Genomic DNA, 14,655 nt, shown 5'->3' on the forward strand with positions numbered 1-14,655 from the left:
TGGCGGCGGGTCGTAACACGGCTCATACTGCCCGCATGACCAATCGTCGTGCGTTTCTTGAACAGTCCGCCGGCCTCCTTGCCGCCGGTTACCTGGGCCTCCCCCGTGCACACGTCAACAGCGGGCGTGCACCACTCAAGGTCCTGATCCTGGGCGGAACCGGCTTCATCGGGCCGCATATGGTGCGTCGGGCTATCGCCGGGGGCCACCAGGTCACCCTGTTCAACCGCGGTCGCAGCAACGCCGACCTCTTTCCCAATGTGGAGACATTGACCGGCGATCGGGACGGGAAGATCGACGCGCTCAAGGGCCGCTCGTGGGATGTGGTGATCGACAACAGTGGCTACGTGCCGCGCCATGTGCGCGACTCCGCGAAGTTGCTCGCGCCGAACGTCGGTCGCTACATCTTCATCTCGACCGGCTCCGTCTACCCCGTCGGGGCAGAGCGATATGACGAAGACTCCGCGCTGCTCAAGGCCCCAGAGCCCGCGAGCGAGGACGTCAACAAGTACTACGGGGAGCTGAAGGTGCTGTGCGAGCAGGCGGTGCAGGAAACCTATCGGGACAAGGGGACGATCCTGCGCCTGCATATCGTCGCGGGTCCGGGGGACCCGACACATCGCTTCACCTACTGGCCGGTCCGGATCGACAAGGGAGGGGAAGTGATCGCGCCGGGCGTGCCGGATGCACCCGTGCAGCACATCGATGTGCGGGACCTAGCGGACTTCGCGTTGCGCTGCGCGGAACAGGGACATGCCGGGATCTACAACGTGGCCGGGCCTTCGGCCTCGACGACGACCCTGGCGAGCTACCTCGAGGAGGTACGGGTCGGCGTGAAGTCCGCGGCGACGTTCACGTGGGTGGACCTGCCGTTCCTTCAGCAACAGAAAGTGAACTTCCCGATGGTGGTCCCGCCGGCCGCGCACGGCATCATGCGCATCAGCGCGGCGCGCGCCATCGCCAAGGGGCTCACTTTCCGGCCGCTCCGCGAGACCGCCGCGGACACCCTGGCCTGGTACGAGGGAGCACCCGCTGCCGAGATCGAGGGGCTCAAGATCGACCTCGAGCGAGACGCGCGGATCGTGCGGGAGTGGAAAGCGCGCGGCTAGCTGCTCCCAGGGTGGGCACCACCGACCGGACGCGAAGACTTCGGTGTATTGAGCTGTCACGTCCTGCCAACGCGGCGCGTGCGCGTCAATCCGCGCGTAGGGCGTCGATCGGGTTGACGCGCGTCGCCCGATACGCGGGGAGCAGGCACGCGACCAGGGCCGCGAGGGCGAACACGGCGGCACCGGCCACCACGGTCAGCGGGGCGCCGGGGGCGACACCGTAGAGGAGCGCACGCAGCGCCCCGGAGCCGGCCATGGAGAGCGCGACGCCGGCCGCGAGCCCGGCCAACGGCCAGGCGAGCCCGTCGCGCAACACGAGCCGCAGCACGCCAGCGGTCGTCGCGCCGTGCGCGATGCGAATCGCGATGTCGCGCGTGCGCTGGGTCGTGGCATGCGAGACGACCGCCCAGGTGCCGCACGCGGCGAGCAGGAGGCCAAGGACCGCCAGCATCGTGGTCCCGGACGCGGCGCGACGTGGGGCGGCGCGGGCCGTGTGGAGCACCTCGGCCAACGGGCGCACGTTGCGCAGCGGCAGCCCCGGGGCCACCCGGCCCACTGCCGCAGCGAGTGCCCGTTCCATGGCGCGCGGATCGCCCGTCACCTTAACGAAGTACACCCGCCACCCATAGGTGAATTGCCGGTAGGGGGTGTAGAAACTGGCGGTGGTCCGCTCGCCCAGCGGCGGATCGTACCGCACGTCGCCGACGATGCCCACAATCTCGCCGCTGCTGTCTGGCGACGTCATCGTGCTGCCGGTGAACCAGACGCGCTGGCCGAGGGCGTCACCAGCGGGAAAGAACTGTCGGGCGGCCGTCTCGCTGATGACGACCACACGCGGTGCCCCCTCACGATCCGTGGCGTCAAAGCCGCGACCGGCCTTGATCGGGATGCCTAACGTGGCGAAGTGCTCCTCGCCCACATAATGCCGCAACACCGTGGGCGGCGCACGCTCGCCGGACCCGGTGCGTCCCACGACCTGCAACCCGGTGCTCGCACTCCCGGCGAGGGGCGCACCGCCATCCACGCTCGCCGATACGACGCCGGGGACCGTTCGCAACTCGTCCAGCACCCGGCTGATGAACGCCGGCGCCGCATCGGCCGGCACGTCGCGCTCTGCCGGCTGCAGCTCGAAGGTCAGGACCCGCTCCACCTCAACACCGATCGTTGCCGACTGCACCCGGCGATAGCTGTCGAGTAGTTGTGCGGCCGCACCGACCAGGACGACCGCGAGCAGCGCCTCGACGCCGAGGAGGGCCGCCCCAATGCCGGGTCGCCGCAACGAGACGCCGGTGGCCGCGGCCGCATGCGATCCGGCACGCAGGTCGCCAAGGGTCACACGTCGCGTGGCCCACGTGGCTGGGATCGCGGCGACAACCACGATGGCCACCGCGGACACGACGATCCACCATCCCACCAGCCGGAGGTCGAAGTTGACGGCGCTCCAGGTGCTCAAGAAGCCGCGCCCGAGACCCGCGAGGGGATCGAGCGGCCCGGTCGCGCGTAGCCATCCGGTAATGGCCAGCAGGGCGATCACCGCTCCACCGGCAACGAGCGCTGCGCCATCCGTGGCGAACTGCCGCCACAGGCGGTGCGGGGTCGCACCCAGGGCAAGCCCGACGGCGGACTCGCGTCGCCGCGCGAGGGCACGCCCCATGACTAGCGCGGCGAGATTGGCGAGGGTCAGGAGGAACAGCACGCCGGCACCGCCGACCAACAACGCAGACGCGCGGCTCACCTCGGGCCGAAGACGCGCGTCGCCTAACGACTGTACCTCCCCACCCACCGTCACGTCTCCGGGTACGTCGTCGGACGGCGCCGCGCGATACGCGGCCGCGGCCAGCATCGCGACCTCGCGCTGAATCGCGTCGTCCGCCATTTCGGGCCGCCGCCGAGCCAGCAGGGTGATGAAATCCTGGTTCGTGGTGAGGTACTCCGGATAGGTGAGCACCGGCGCCATCGGTGTTGGCAACCAGAAGTCAGCGCTGCCGGTGAGACCGCGAAAGCCGTCGGGCATCACGCCGATCACGGTGACGAGCTGGCCATTGAGCCGCAGCGGCGTCCCGATGGTGATCGGCGTGCCGTCCTGAGTTAGCCGGTCGCGCAGCTGGGCCGCGATGATCACCACGGGGACGGCGGCCGCCGGCCGGTCTTCATCGGCGCTGAACCCGCGTCCCTCGACGGGAGTGACGCCGGTGAGGGTGAAGTACTCGGGAGAGACAAACTCTCCAGCGATCACCCGCGGCGCGTCGCCGGTTGAAAGGGTCACCGACGCCGGGCGCCAGGGAGCGACGAGGTCGACGGTCGAGGCGCGTTCGCGCACCAACTGTAACCGGGCAAACGACCAGCCGATGCGGGTCCGCACCTCACGCGGACTGGTGTGGCTGGACGTGAGCACCACCATCTCGCGAGCCGCTGGAAAGGGGAGCGTGCGCCACCGCGCCGCATCGCGGATGGACAGCGCTACGGTGAGCAGCGCGATCCCAATCGCGGCCATGCCAACGGCCGCGAGGGCAGAGGCCGGGTGGCGACGCAGGGACTGGGCGAAAGCTCGCATCCTTCATATGATGCCGCTCGACCCTGCCTCGTGTAAACTTCGCGTCGATGATCACCTCCATCCGGATTCGACGCGGCATGCCGGCTGACGCGGCTGCCCTGGCGGCGCTCGCCTCGCGGACGTTCGAGGAGACCTTTCGCCATACGACGACGGCGGAGGACATGGCCGCACACCTGGCGCGCGCCTATGGGGAGGCGCAGCAGGGCGCGGAGCTGGCCGACGCGGGCACGCTGACCTTCCTCGCTGAAGAGGATGGCGTGCTGGCCGCCTTTGCCCAGGTGCGCCGCGGTGCGCCTGGCGATCCCCTGATTTTGGACGCCCCCGTGGAGCTGTACCGGTTCTATGTCGATCGGCCCTGGCATGGACTCGGCCTCGCCCAGCGCCTGATGCAGCATGTGCGCGCGGCAGCGAGCGAGTTGGGTGGTCGCGAGTTATGGCTCAGCGTCTGGAGCGGGAACGAGCGCGCCAAGGCGTTTTACGCGAAGGAGGGGTTCGTCGACCGGGCGGAGACCGTGTTCTGGCTCGGAAGCGACCGGCAGGTCGACCGGATCTTCGTTGCCGTGATGGATGGGGCGATCCCCTGATGTACGCCACGGTGAGGAGCAAACAGCGGTATGCATGTCGCCTGCACGCGGAGAGTCACCGCGAGGGACTGGGGGCACGGCGCCACCTGGGGTCGCGCGCGGTGCTGGTGGCGGGCGTGATCGCCGCGCTGGCGCAGCGTGCGATGGCACAGCCGGCATTGCCCATGGCCGTGGCCAACAACGCCGTGGCGCAGGGCACGGTGGATGGGCGGTCGTGGCTCTTCTCCTTCCTTGGCATCGACGCAACGAAACGCTGGTCCGGCATCACCCGCGCTGCCTTCGCCTGGTCACCGGGGATGCCCACCTGGCGTCGGTTGCCGGACGTCCCGGGCGCGGTGGGGCGGCTCGCGGCGACGGCGCAGGTGGTGCGCGGCAAGGCGTACCTGTTCGGTGGCTACACGGTGGACTCGGCGGGCAACGAACGGTCGCTCGACGTCGTGAATGTGTGGAATGCTGCAGCAGGTCGTTGGGAAACGGCGCCGCCGATGACCGTCGCGGTGGATGATGCCGTGAGCGCGACCTGGCGGGACTCGCTGGTTTACGTGATTTCCGGCTGGCACCACACCGACAACGTGCCCCTGGTCCAGGTGTTTGACGTGGTCGCGAAGCGGTGGGCGCAGGCCACGCCGATTCCCGGGCCGGGAGTCTTTGGCCATACCGGCGGGATCTCGGGGAACACGCTGGTCTATGTGGATGGCGCGCGACGCCAGGACGGGAAGGTGAGATACGGGTTGGAGCGATCATCGTGGGCCGGCGAGATCGATCCGACGCATCCGTTGCGCATCAAATGGCGGCGGCTCCCTGATCACCTTGGTCCGGCGTTGTATCGCGCAGCGGCCGGTGGCTGCGGGGCGCTGGTCGTTTTTGCCGGTGGCACGGACAACCCGTACAACTACAATGGGATAGGGTACGATGGGGTCCCGGCGAACCCGCGCCGTGACACGTTCGCATGGGACACGCGCCGCGGAATCTGGCGGCGGCTCGCGCCGGCGTCGAACGCGACCATGGACCATCGTGCCCTCGCGCTCCAGGGGGATACGGCCGTTGTCGTGGGGGGGATGGTGCCGGGGCAGCGCGTGACGGACCAGGTGGAGCGCTGGCCGGTGGGCGGGTGCGATCGATAGCTTCACCCGACGCCTTCCCCAGCCTTCCATGACTCCAACATTGCGCCGTGCCCTGCTGGCCCTTGCGATTGTGTCGCTTCCCGCGAGCGCCCAGGGGACGCGCGGTGACGCCGACGAGGTCAAGGCGACGCTGACCCAGATGTGGGCGGCGATCGAGGCGGGAGACGTCGAGCGATATGCGTCGTTCGTTCATCCCGACTTCACGCAGTTCGGGGAGAACGACCCCTACCTCGCCGAGGGGAAGGAGAAGGAGGTGCGGGGGATGGCCGCGTATCTCCAGCGGGCCAAGGGGGTACATACGGACATGCACAACGCGCAGGTGACGGTGCGTGGCACCGTCGCCTGGATCACGTACTATTGGACGGATGCGGGGGTGGTGGAGGGGAAACGCGTCTCCAGCCACGGCAAGTCGACCCGGGTTTTCGTGAAGGAGAATGGCCGCTGGCTCTGCATCCACGGCCACTACACCAACGGCACATGATGACGATGGCAACCACCACGCGATTGATGACGTTAGGCGCCCTGGCTATCGCGGTGATGGGGGTGCACGGATGCGACAAGGTCCGCGGCGCCGAGGTCGATGCGCCGTTCGAGGTACTGGCGACATATCCGCACGACACCGCGGCCTACACGCAGGGGCTGTTGTGGGACGATAGCGTGATGCTGGAGAGCACGGGGCAGTACACGCACTCCGAGCTGCGTCGCGTCGACCTCACGACGGGGCGGGTGCTGCAGTCCCGTCGACTCGCCGACAACCGATTCGGGGAAGGGCTGATCAAGCTCAACGGCAAGCTCTACCAGCTGACCTGGGAGAGCGGGGTGGGCTACATCTACGACGCCGCCACCTTTGCGCCGCTCGATTCCTTCACCTACAAGGGAGAGGGATGGGGGCTGGCGACGGACGGCTCGGCCATCATCATGAGCGACGGCTCGGATTCACTGCGCTGGCTGGACCCGCAGACGCTGCAGCAGCAGAAGGCCGTGAAGGTCACCTACGAGGGGAGCCCGTTCCCGAAGATCAACGAGATGGAATGGGTCGACGGGATGATCCTGGCCAACGTGTACGAGAGCGACTGGATCGCGAAGATCGACCCGGCGACAGGGCAGGTGGTGCGGCTCTACGACTTTGCCTCGCTGTGGCCGAAGGCGCAGCGTCCGTATGGGGCGGAGGTGTTCAACGGGATTTCGCTGGGGCCGCAGCCGGGGACGTTACTGGTGACCGGGAAGCTGTGGCCGTCGCTGTACGTCGTGCGGCTCAAGAGCTAGACGGCAGACGGCGAAAATGAGCAGCGCCGCGGGATGCCCACGGCGCTGTACCGCAGATCACGTGGGGCCGCAGTGACGCCTACGCGCCGGACGCGAGCACGTAGTGACAGCCGGCCTCCTGCGCGCGCAGGGCGGCGAAGATCCCGTTGGGCTGCAGGATGACGCCCGGGACCATGAGGGAAAGCGCCTTCTGTCGCGCCTCCGCTGCGCTAAGTTTGTCTTTCTCGCGCACCATGCTGGCCATTTGCGCGAACGCCCAATTGCAGCCCAGGACGATCCCGCCTGACGCGAGGAACGGCTCGATCTTGTACTTCGCCTGGGCCGCCGGCAGCTCGGCCCCGCCCGTGCTCAACGGGTTCTTCATCGCCCACTTCTTCCCCTGTTCGTCCTTCCACTTCCGGGACTTCCCGACCTCGTACATCTCCCAGAACTCGTTCTTCATGATCATCGGCATCGCGGCATGCCGAAAGACAACGACCGGCGACATGTCTGTTCGGGCGGTGCCGTAGGCATCCTTGTACATGTCGCACCAGGCCACCGCGCGGAACAGGGCCGCACCATCATTGGCCTCCGGCGAGTCAAAGACCGCCTTGTACTTCCCGGTCACGCGGTCCGTCCAGCTGAAGTCGAACTGCCCCTGGGCCAACGGAGCGTCGTGGTCGGGGGCCGACGCGTGCGCGACCGAGGGGACGCCGACGGCGCCAAGGACACTGGAGCCACCGAGCCAGCTGAGGAACCGACGACGTGAAGACATGAGGAGGTGTGTGGGATGGTCGTGAATCCTACCCGCGGGGGTACGGCTGAAGGAAGGCGAGGGTTCCGTGGCCGAGTTCGCCAACGAGGGTAGGGCGACCGACGCGTGTCATCCCGGGAGACCCGTTCCGGATCACGACCCATGACAGAAACGCCCCTCGCCCTGCTCAGCCGCCGCGAGTTCACCCGCCTGGCCGGGCTCGCTTGCGTCGCCGCCGCGTGCTCATCCGATGAAGGGGGACCGACGGCTCCGACGGCTGGTGGCGTCACGATCAGTGGCAACACCATGACTCTTACCGTTGCCCAGAACCCGACGCTGTCCCAGTCCAACGGGATGGTCCTGGTCTCGCAACGCAGCGTGCTCGTGGTCCGCGTCTCTGCGACCCAGTACCAGGCCCTGTCCTCGGTGTGCACACATCAGGCGTGCACGGTGAGCAGCTTCGACGGCTCCAGGCTCACCTGTCCCTGCCACGGCTCGCAGTTCAGCACCTCGGGGGCGGTGACCAAGGGGCCGGCTGCTTCGGCGTTGCGCGCGTTTCCGACCACGTTTGACGCCGCCAGCGGGACCATTGCGGTGGACTTGGCCTGAGCGCTGGTGCCTGGTGGGAGGCTGCTGGTGCTGAGGCTACGTGGTCTTCTTCGCGGTGAAGGTCGCCAATCCCTGACCGCTGAAGTCGGCGGTGCCGGTGATGGTGTCGCCGATGATCGTTCCCGAAAAATTCAGGTCGACCCCACTCTTCACCGTGAAGGCGACCTTGTCCCCCTTCACCGTGCCTTCCAGCGGGCGAGCGCCGCCCCGCTGCGACTCGTAGGTGCCGGTGAGCTTCTCGCCTTCCTGCTTGAAGGTGACCGTCGGGTTTCCTGTCCCGTTTTCGGTGACGACCTCAAAGGCCCACTTGCCAGTGAGATCCGCGATCGGGGTGGCGGGACGAGCGGCGAGCAGGGCCGGGACGACGAGGAGCGCGGAGAGGATAGCGCGGCGGGAACGGAGCATTGGGAATCGCGGTAGCAGTACGGTGAACGGTAACGGACGGAACGACCGGCTCAAGGGTTCCGCGGATTTGACGCCTCCAGCCACCGGCCGTACTATCAAGCCTTGGTGACTTCCCCGACACGGCGCCTGTGGGGCGCACGACTGCTGCTGAGCTTCTTCGCCCTGTTCTGGGCGGAGTCGTTCGTGTTGCCCTCGTGCCCGATGCATCGCGACATGGTGCAGCACGGGTCGCACGGGGGGCATGACTCGTCGGACCAGCAGCCGACCACCGACTGCGACTGCCTGGGCTCCTGCGTCTCGTCCGAAGGGGTCGGGCTGGCGAAAGCGCCATTCGTGTTTGAGATCGCCGCGCCACGTGCGTTGACGGTCGCGGTAGACCGGGCGATTGGGGTCGCACCGACGGTAGACCAGCTGCACCTGCCCGAGGCGCAGGGGCCGCCAGCGAGCGCCTGACACTTCACGCCCGACGTGCCGTTGCGGCACGCGGCGTTGGCGTCATCCTGCTTTCTCCCCTCACGACCGCCCAGCGGTCGTGAGACTGGCGACCGTCGTCCCGCGCCCCGCGGAACGGCAAACTCATACCAACAACGAGAGGCCCCCTCATGTCGTCTTCCCGTCGCGTCTTCGTTCGGCTGTTGATTGCTGGAACCGCGGTGCTCGCCGTCGGCACCAGCGCCCGCGCCGCGATGCACCTTCGCCTCGCCAAGAGCGAGCCCGCGAAGGATGCCGTGGTCGCTGCACCGACCCAATTGCAGCTCTGGTTCTCACTCAAGCCCGCTATGTCGATCACGAGCGTGAAGCTGACGTCGTCGAGCGATGCTGCGGTGAAGGTGGGGAAGGCCGCCCACAGTGGCGACGAGAAGGCGCCCGTGCTCGTGGCCATTGAGGAGCCGCTGGCCGCTGGCAAGTACACGGTGTCGTGGAAGACGGCGTCGAGTGACATGCACCCCGTCACCGGAGACTTCAGCTTTACGGTCAAGTGAGGCCGGCCATGCGGCACGGTGCCTGGTCGCTGGCCGCGGCGGTCGCGTGCGGGGGTGGAATGGGGGAGCCAGCGGCCGTCACGCGCACGATGCTTGACGCGCCGCCGGCTCGGGGCATGTCACCGGCGATCACCCTCGATTCCGCCGGGCAGGCGCACTATGCCTGGGTAGCGCTGGACTCTGTTGGCACCGGCCATCTGTTCACCATGAACGAAGGCGGCACGCGACAGGAACTCGTGGATCCACTGGGGCCGGCGCAATTCGACGGGGAAACCCCGCCGAAGCTGCAAACGGCGCCTGACGGCTCCCTGATGATGTCGTACGCCGTGGCGGTTCCGGACTCTGCAGCAAAGTACAAGGCGCTCTCCGGGCTGCGGTTTGTGCGGTCCACGGATGGCGGTGCCACCTGGAGTGTCCCGGTAACGGTGGCTGACGACGGTGACTTGCAGCGGTACCGGAACGATCACACGATGACGATCGGGCAAGACGGTAAGGTCTTCGTGGCCTGGCTCGATGAGCGAGCCGCGGATACGGCCCGGGTCTTCCTCGCGCGCTCGGAGGATCAGGGCGCCACCTGGTCTCGCAACGTGGCGCTCGACATGGAGGAGGCGTGTGGTTGCTGCCGGACACCGGTCACCACCGGGCCGGACGGCACGGTCTACGCGATCTGGCGCAAGGTCCTCGGGGAGCACCGCGACCATGTGGTGGCGCGGTCGCGCGATGGCGGGAGTACGTGGAGCGTTCCGACGTTGGTCCACGCCGACAGCTTTGCGATCGCGCACTGCCCCGATGCCGGGCCGTCCATCGCCGTCGATGCGCAGAACCGCTTGCACATCTCGTGGTGGACCGGGCGCGAAGGGGCGGCTGGGGTGAAGTACGCGTGGAGCGACGATGGCGGGGCGACGTTCTCGGCGCCCACGGCGATCGGGGTCGCCCCGTTCGCCAAGGCCTCCCACAGCCAGCTGGTGCTGTTTGGGGGGACCGGCATCGCAATTGCCTGGGATGACGGCACCCTGCGTCCGGCACGGATCGCCGTGCGAGTCAGTCGTGACCGGGGCGCGAGTTTTGGCGAGGCGACCTACCTGAGCGACAGCGCGGCCACGGCCTCATTCCCCGTCCTCGCGGCACGCGGCGATCAGCTTGAGGTGTTGTGGCAGGAGCGCGGTGCGATCCCGGGAGCCCCGGCGCCGGAGGCGTCGACGCGCGACGGCCCGTGGACGAGCTACGATGCCCGCGGGCCGGCCCGGCTTGTGCGGGCCGTGGTACCCCTGCGGTGACGATCCGGCGGCTGCTTCTCGTTGGCCTGCTCTCGGCGTGCAGCCGAGACGCTGGGTCACGCGCGGCCGCCGGTGAGGCGTTTCGGCCGATCACGGTGGGTGCCCCGTCGCCAGCCTATGAGATTGCGACATATGCCAGCGACACGGTTCGTGTGGGGCCGGCGGGTGGCCCGCAGCCGCTCACGCTGCTGAACATCTGGGCCACCTGGTGCATTCCGTGTCGCAAGGAGTTCCCGACCCTTGAGGGGCTCCATCGGCGACATGCGTCCGCCGGCCTTCGCGTGGTGGGGATCAGTGTGGACCAAGGGGGAGCGGACGCGAAGGTCCAACAATCGGCTGCCGCCCTCGGCGGGACCTTCCCCATTGCCCGGGATGCCGACGGGCGGGTCCAGGACGCCTTTCGGTCGATCGGGGTTCCCGAGACCTTCCTGATCGGCGCGGATGGCACGTTGTTATGGCGCCACGCCGGGGATGTGACGCCGAGGGTACAGGAGCTCGAGGAGGTCATCCGTCGTCACCTGGCTGGGGCGGCCCCATGATCCGGCGAATCGGACGGACCTGGTCGTTGCTGGTTGGTGTGGTCGCCATCCTCGCCCTTGGGACGCGGTGGACGATCGACGAGTGCCCCATGCATGCCGCGGCTGGCGTGCATGCCGGGCACGAGATGCCGGTGCCGCAGGGGCCAGCGGCGCCTTGCGACTGCGCGGAGGCGTGTGCGTTGCCGATGGCCGTGACGGCCCCGCCGCTCGCCGTTGGCTTCGAGACAGCGGTCCTGGAGATTCCCTGGCGGGCGCGGTCGATGACGGTCGCCCGCCTCGGTCTCGGGTCGCATCTCCGCCTGCCCTTCGCCACGGCGCCCCCGCGCGCCTGAGCCACGCGCCGCGCGCGCCCTGCCTCCGTAGACAAACGATGGTAAGCCGGTCGTTGCGTCCTCCAGGCGCGACGTCGGCTGGCGTGCGCTGGCGGGGGCCTCCGCCAGGCACGCCGACCCACCCCTTCTCCAGCTCATCACATGATCAGCTTCCTCCGCACGACCAGCGTCCTGGCGACCGCGGTCCTTCCCGCCGTCCTTGCCGCCCAGTCAGCGGCGACCACACCGGTCCGCCTCGCGATGCGCGCGACCGTCGGCGACGCTCCCTTCGCCTGTGGCCGCAGCTATGCCGGCATCGGCAAGGCGTCCTCCACCATCCAGGCAACCGAGTTCAAGTTCTACGTCCATGACGTGCAGCTCACGACGCGGGATGGTCGCACAGTCCCCGTAACGCTGACCCAGGATGGCCTCTGGCAACACGGCTCGGTCGCGTTGCTCGACTTCGAGGATGGCAGCGGCGCCTGCTCCAACGGCAATGCCGATATCCACGATGTCATCGAGGGGACTGTGCCGGCCGGGGAGTACACCGGGGTGCGCTTCACCCTCGGCGTCCCGTTCGATCGCAATCACCTCGACCTCACCGCGCAGCCCTCGCCCCTCTCGTTGACGCGCATGTTCTGGGCGTGGAACTCCGGGTACAAGTTCCTCCGCCTGGACCTCAAGCCCGAAGGCGCGCAGAACTGGGTGGTGCACCTGGGGAGCACGGAGTGCACCCCGACCGGCTCGGCGACCACGATGCCCACCGCCTGTCGCTGGGCGAACCGCGCCACGGTGTCCCTGGATGGCTTCAATCCCATGCAGGATGCCATTCGCTTCGACGTCGCCGCGTTGCTCCAGGCGGCAGACGTGTCCACCAACCAGCCGAAGACCGCCGCCGGGTGCATGTCGGGCCAGAATGATGGGGACTGCGTGGCGGTGTTCGACGCCCTGGGATTGCCCTTCGGCCCGTCGAAGGGTGGGACGCAGCGCGTCTTTGGTGTCGCCCGCGGGGCGCTCGCCGCGCCGGACGGTGCGGCGCGATGATCGTCCGTCGCGCGCTGCTCCTCCTCGGCATTGCCGTGGGCCCGTGGCTCCTCCTGGCGCGAGACGCGTCCACGGCGGCTTCGGCCGCCGTGGTGCAGCCGGCGCCGTACGACTGGCAACTGCCGCGCGGCTTCCCGGAGCCCCGCGTCCCCGTCGACAACCCGATGTCGGAGGCCAAGGTGCACCTTGGGCGGCTGTTGTTCTATGACCGGCGCCTGTCCGGCAACGAGACCTTCTCCTGCGGGAACTGCCACCTGCAGTCAAAGGCCTTCGCGGACCCACTCCCGCGCGGGGTCGGGTCCACCGGGGAGGTGCACCCGCGTGGGGCGATGGGATTGGCCAACATCGCGTATGCCCCCGTGCTCACGTGGGCGAACCCCAATATCAAGTCCCTCGAGCAGCAGGCGATGTTGCCGATGTTTGGCGAGACTCCCGTGGAGCTTGGCCTCGCCGGACGCGAGCAGGAACTGCTGGCACGCCTCGCGGCGGACAGCGCGTATCCGCGGCTCTTCCGCGCCGCATTCCCGCACGAGGATGGCGCCATCACCGTGCGTCGCGTGACCCAGGCGATTGCCGCGTTCGAGCGAACGCTTATCTCGGGGCGTTCGCCCTACGACCGGTACCTGGCGGGCGACACCACCGCCATCACGCGCTCGGCGCGACGCGGCGAGGAACTGTTCTTCAGCGAGAAGCTCGAGTGCTTCCACTGTCACGGCGGATTCAACTTCACCAACACCGTCGACTATAAGGGCAAGGGATTCGTGGAGATCGAGTTCCACAACACCGGCCTGTACAACGTCGACGGCAAGGGCGCCTACCCCACCCAGAACCCGGGGGTGAGCGAGCATACGGGTGACCCTGAGGACATGGGCAAGTTCAAGGCACCGTCGTTACGCAACATCGCCCTCACCGCGCCCTACATGCATGATGGTTCGGTCCGCACCCTGGACGCCGCCCTGGACCACTACGCGGCGGGCGGACGGACGCTTGCCACGGGGCCGCATCGTGGGGTGGGGCGTCGCAATCCGTACAAGAGCTCCTTCGTGAAGGGCTTCACACTCTCCGCCCGGGAGCGACGCGACGTGCTCGCGTTCCTGCACAGCCTCACCGACAGCACGTTCGTCTCGGATCCGCGATTCGCCGATCCCTTTGCTCGTCCCCATTCGCCCACCACACGATGAACCGCAGAGACTTTCACAAGCAGTTGGCGGCCGGGATGGCGCTGGGCACCCTGGCGCCAGCAACGGCACACGGGGGAGCAGACGCGACGGAGATCGCTGCATCGCCGCTCGCGCAGGACCCGATGATGCAGGTCATGACCCGGTTCGTTGACGACCTGGCGCAGGGCGACCCGAAGGTCAAGGAGGCCATTGCCCCGACGAAGCCGCGCCAGATCGCGATGGTGGCGTACCCCGGGATGTTCCCCCTCGACCTTCTCGGGCCGCTCACCGTCTTCTCCGACCTGTTGAATACGCAGGTGCACCTTGTGTGGAAGACCAAACAGCAGGTGCCGGCCGGGCGCGGCGTGACGCTGACGACCACGGCGTTTGCCGACGTGCCGCGTGACCTCGACGTGCTCTTCCTTCCCGGCGGGACCGTCGGGACCGTGGCCGCAATGCGGGACCAGGAAGTGCTGGCGTTCCTGCGCTCCCGTGCGGCAACCACCCGCTACATCACCAGCGTGTGCACGGGCTCCCTGATCCTCGGCGCCGCCGGCCTGCTCCAGGGATACAAGGCGACGTCGCACTGGCTCACGCACGACCTGCTGGCGCAGTTTGGGGCGTCCCCGGTCAAGGCGCGGGTCGTAGAGGACCGCAATCGCATCACGGGCGCCGGGGTCACGGCCGGGCTGGACTTTGCCCTGCTGCTGACGGCACGACTCGCCGGCGAGAACTACGCAAAGGCCGAGCAGCTTAACATCGAGTACGACCCGGATCCGCCGTTCAAGGCCGGGTCCCTCAAGGGGGCGGGGCCGGTCGTGTCCGGGGCGCTCGGGCGCATGTATGCCCCGTCGCTCGAGGCGTTCAAGGCGGCCACCGCCGAGGCTCGTGCAAAGCTCGGATAACATCACCACGCCGCGGACAACACCGCACGCGTCCCGGGGCTGGCCCCGGGGC

General features: G+C 68.3%; 17 protein-coding genes. 14 read left to right on the forward strand and 3 right to left on the reverse strand.

Going from position 1 to position 14,655, the window contains the following annotated elements:
* Nucleotides 1-35: 35 nt before the first annotated feature.
* Nucleotides 36-1,109 carry an SDR family oxidoreductase gene (locus IPK85_08405; GenBank protein MBK8247402.1) on the forward strand — a complete coding sequence of 358 codons (1,074 nt, stop codon included), beginning with the start codon at nucleotides 36-38 and terminating at the stop codon, nucleotides 1,107-1,109.
* An 85-nt stretch (nucleotides 1,110-1,194) separates the two neighbouring features.
* Here the strand turns inward: IPK85_08405 and IPK85_08410 are convergent, their stop codons facing one another.
* A complete protein-coding gene (locus tag IPK85_08410) occupies nucleotides 1,195-3,663 on the reverse strand; it encodes an ABC transporter permease (GenBank protein ID MBK8247403.1) in 2,469 nt (822 codons plus the stop codon).
* 47 nt (nucleotides 3,664-3,710) lie between these two features.
* Here IPK85_08410 and IPK85_08415 point away from each other — a divergent pair, with 47 nt between their 5' ends.
* Genes IPK85_08415 through IPK85_08430 form a run of 4 tightly spaced genes read left to right on the forward strand, consistent with a single transcriptional unit; the run spans nucleotide 3,711 to nucleotide 6,637 of the window.
* Nucleotides 3,711-4,247, forward strand: a complete 537-nt coding sequence (locus IPK85_08415; GenBank protein MBK8247404.1) for a GNAT family N-acetyltransferase — start codon at nucleotides 3,711-3,713, stop codon at nucleotides 4,245-4,247.
* A gap of 11 nt (nucleotides 4,248-4,258) precedes the next feature.
* A complete protein-coding gene (locus tag IPK85_08420) occupies nucleotides 4,259-5,371 on the forward strand; it encodes a galactose oxidase (GenBank protein ID MBK8247405.1) in 1,113 nt (370 codons plus the stop codon).
* Nucleotides 5,372-5,399: 28 nt separating this feature from the next.
* Nucleotides 5,400-5,852 (forward strand): nuclear transport factor 2 family protein, encoded by a 453-nt coding sequence (locus tag IPK85_08425; GenBank protein ID MBK8247406.1) that lies wholly within the window; start codon nucleotides 5,400-5,402, stop codon nucleotides 5,850-5,852.
* A 5-nt stretch (nucleotides 5,853-5,857) separates the two neighbouring features.
* Entirely contained in the window at nucleotides 5,858-6,637 is a 780-nt protein-coding gene (locus tag IPK85_08430; protein MBK8247407.1) for a glutaminyl-peptide cyclotransferase, read from the forward strand.
* Nucleotides 6,638-6,716: 79 nt separating this feature from the next.
* Here IPK85_08430 and IPK85_08435 read toward each other — a convergent pair whose 3' ends face one another.
* Nucleotides 6,717-7,391, reverse strand: a complete 675-nt coding sequence (locus IPK85_08435) for a hypothetical protein (GenBank protein MBK8247408.1) — start codon at nucleotides 7,389-7,391, stop codon at nucleotides 6,717-6,719.
* A 141-nt stretch (nucleotides 7,392-7,532) separates the two neighbouring features.
* On the opposite strand from IPK85_08435, the gene IPK85_08440 reads away from it, so the two are divergent.
* The gene (locus tag IPK85_08440) at nucleotides 7,533-7,979 is read left to right on the forward strand and encodes a Rieske (2Fe-2S) protein (protein ID MBK8247409.1); all 447 of its coding nucleotides are present in this window, start codon (nucleotides 7,533-7,535) and stop codon (nucleotides 7,977-7,979) included.
* A 36-nt stretch (nucleotides 7,980-8,015) separates the two neighbouring features.
* Here IPK85_08440 and IPK85_08445 read toward each other — a convergent pair whose 3' ends face one another.
* A complete protein-coding gene (locus tag IPK85_08445) occupies nucleotides 8,016-8,384 on the reverse strand; it encodes a hypothetical protein (GenBank protein MBK8247410.1) in 369 nt (122 codons plus the stop codon).
* A 105-nt stretch (nucleotides 8,385-8,489) separates the two neighbouring features.
* Here IPK85_08445 and IPK85_08450 point away from each other — a divergent pair, with 105 nt between their 5' ends.
* From IPK85_08450 to IPK85_08485, 8 genes are all read left to right on the forward strand, one after another.
* On the forward strand, nucleotides 8,490-8,837 hold the full coding sequence (locus tag IPK85_08450; protein MBK8247411.1) for a hypothetical protein: 348 nt from the start codon (nucleotides 8,490-8,492) through the stop codon (nucleotides 8,835-8,837).
* Nucleotides 8,838-8,986: 149 nt separating this feature from the next.
* Nucleotides 8,987-9,367, forward strand: a complete 381-nt coding sequence (locus tag IPK85_08455) for a copper resistance protein CopC (protein ID MBK8247412.1) — start codon at nucleotides 8,987-8,989, stop codon at nucleotides 9,365-9,367.
* Between the two features lie 8 nt (nucleotides 9,368-9,375).
* Nucleotides 9,376-10,644 (forward strand): exo-alpha-sialidase, encoded by a 1,269-nt coding sequence (locus IPK85_08460; GenBank protein MBK8247413.1) that lies wholly within the window; start codon nucleotides 9,376-9,378, stop codon nucleotides 10,642-10,644.
* The gene (locus IPK85_08465; protein ID MBK8247414.1) at nucleotides 10,641-11,183 is read left to right on the forward strand and encodes a TlpA family protein disulfide reductase; all 543 of its coding nucleotides are present in this window, start codon (nucleotides 10,641-10,643) and stop codon (nucleotides 11,181-11,183) included. Before IPK85_08460 ends, IPK85_08465 begins: the two co-directional genes overlap by 4 nt.
* Nucleotides 11,180-11,515 carry a hypothetical protein gene (locus tag IPK85_08470; GenBank protein ID MBK8247415.1) on the forward strand — a complete coding sequence of 112 codons (336 nt, stop codon included), beginning with the start codon at nucleotides 11,180-11,182 and terminating at the stop codon, nucleotides 11,513-11,515. The genes IPK85_08465 and IPK85_08470 overlap by 4 nt, the downstream gene beginning before the upstream one ends.
* A 141-nt stretch (nucleotides 11,516-11,656) precedes the next feature.
* Nucleotides 11,657-12,538 carry a metallo-mystery pair system four-Cys motif protein gene (locus IPK85_08475; GenBank protein ID MBK8247416.1) on the forward strand — a complete coding sequence of 294 codons (882 nt, stop codon included), beginning with the start codon at nucleotides 11,657-11,659 and terminating at the stop codon, nucleotides 12,536-12,538.
* Nucleotides 12,535-13,719 (forward strand): di-heme enzyme, encoded by a 1,185-nt coding sequence (locus tag IPK85_08480; GenBank protein MBK8247417.1) that lies wholly within the window; start codon nucleotides 12,535-12,537, stop codon nucleotides 13,717-13,719. Before IPK85_08475 ends, IPK85_08480 begins: the two co-directional genes overlap by 4 nt.
* Nucleotides 13,720-13,841: 122 nt before the next feature.
* Nucleotides 13,842-14,603: a DJ-1/PfpI family protein gene (locus IPK85_08485; GenBank protein MBK8247418.1), complete on the forward strand. Its 762-nt coding sequence runs from the start codon at nucleotides 13,842-13,844 to the stop codon at nucleotides 14,601-14,603.
* Nucleotides 14,604-14,655 lie beyond the last annotated feature (52 nt).

It is taken from the genome of Gemmatimonadota bacterium (assembly GCA_016712265.1).
GTDB lineage: Bacteria > Gemmatimonadota > Gemmatimonadetes > Gemmatimonadales > Gemmatimonadaceae > RBC101.

Bases quoted from the DNA above. Each gene is read 5' to 3' on its own strand.
- IPK85_08415 (MBK8247404.1), top strand. From the start codon at position 3,711: ATGATCACCTCCATCCGGATTCGACGCGGCATGCCGGCTGACGCGGCT.
- IPK85_08405 (MBK8247402.1), top strand. From the start codon at position 36: ATGACCAATCGTCGTGCGTTTCTTGAACAGTCCGCCGGCCTCCTTGCC.
- IPK85_08430 (MBK8247407.1), top strand. From the start codon at position 5,858: ATGGCAACCACCACGCGATTGATGACGTTAGGCGCCCTGGCTATCGCG.
- IPK85_08455 (MBK8247412.1), top strand. From the start codon at position 8,987: ATGTCGTCTTCCCGTCGCGTCTTCGTTCGGCTGTTGATTGCTGGAACC.
- IPK85_08460 (MBK8247413.1), top strand. From the start codon at position 9,376: ATGCGGCACGGTGCCTGGTCGCTGGCCGCGGCGGTCGCGTGCGGGGGT.
- IPK85_08440 (MBK8247409.1), top strand. From the start codon at position 7,533: ATGACAGAAACGCCCCTCGCCCTGCTCAGCCGCCGCGAGTTCACCCGC.
- IPK85_08480 (MBK8247417.1), top strand. From the start codon at position 12,535: ATGATCGTCCGTCGCGCGCTGCTCCTCCTCGGCATTGCCGTGGGCCCG.
- IPK85_08410 (MBK8247403.1), bottom strand. From the start codon at position 3,663: ATGCGAGCTTTCGCCCAGTCCCTGCGTCGCCACCCGGCCTCTGCCCTC.
- IPK85_08445 (MBK8247410.1), bottom strand. From the start codon at position 8,384: ATGCTCCGTTCCCGCCGCGCTATCCTCTCCGCGCTCCTCGTCGTCCCG.
- IPK85_08475 (MBK8247416.1), top strand. From the start codon at position 11,657: ATGATCAGCTTCCTCCGCACGACCAGCGTCCTGGCGACCGCGGTCCTT.
- IPK85_08470 (MBK8247415.1), top strand. From the start codon at position 11,180: ATGATCCGGCGAATCGGACGGACCTGGTCGTTGCTGGTTGGTGTGGTC.
- IPK85_08485 (MBK8247418.1), top strand. From the start codon at position 13,842: ATGATGCAGGTCATGACCCGGTTCGTTGACGACCTGGCGCAGGGCGAC.
- IPK85_08435 (MBK8247408.1), bottom strand. From the start codon at position 7,391: ATGTCTTCACGTCGTCGGTTCCTCAGCTGGCTCGGTGGCTCCAGTGTC.
- IPK85_08425 (MBK8247406.1), top strand. From the start codon at position 5,400: ATGACTCCAACATTGCGCCGTGCCCTGCTGGCCCTTGCGATTGTGTCG.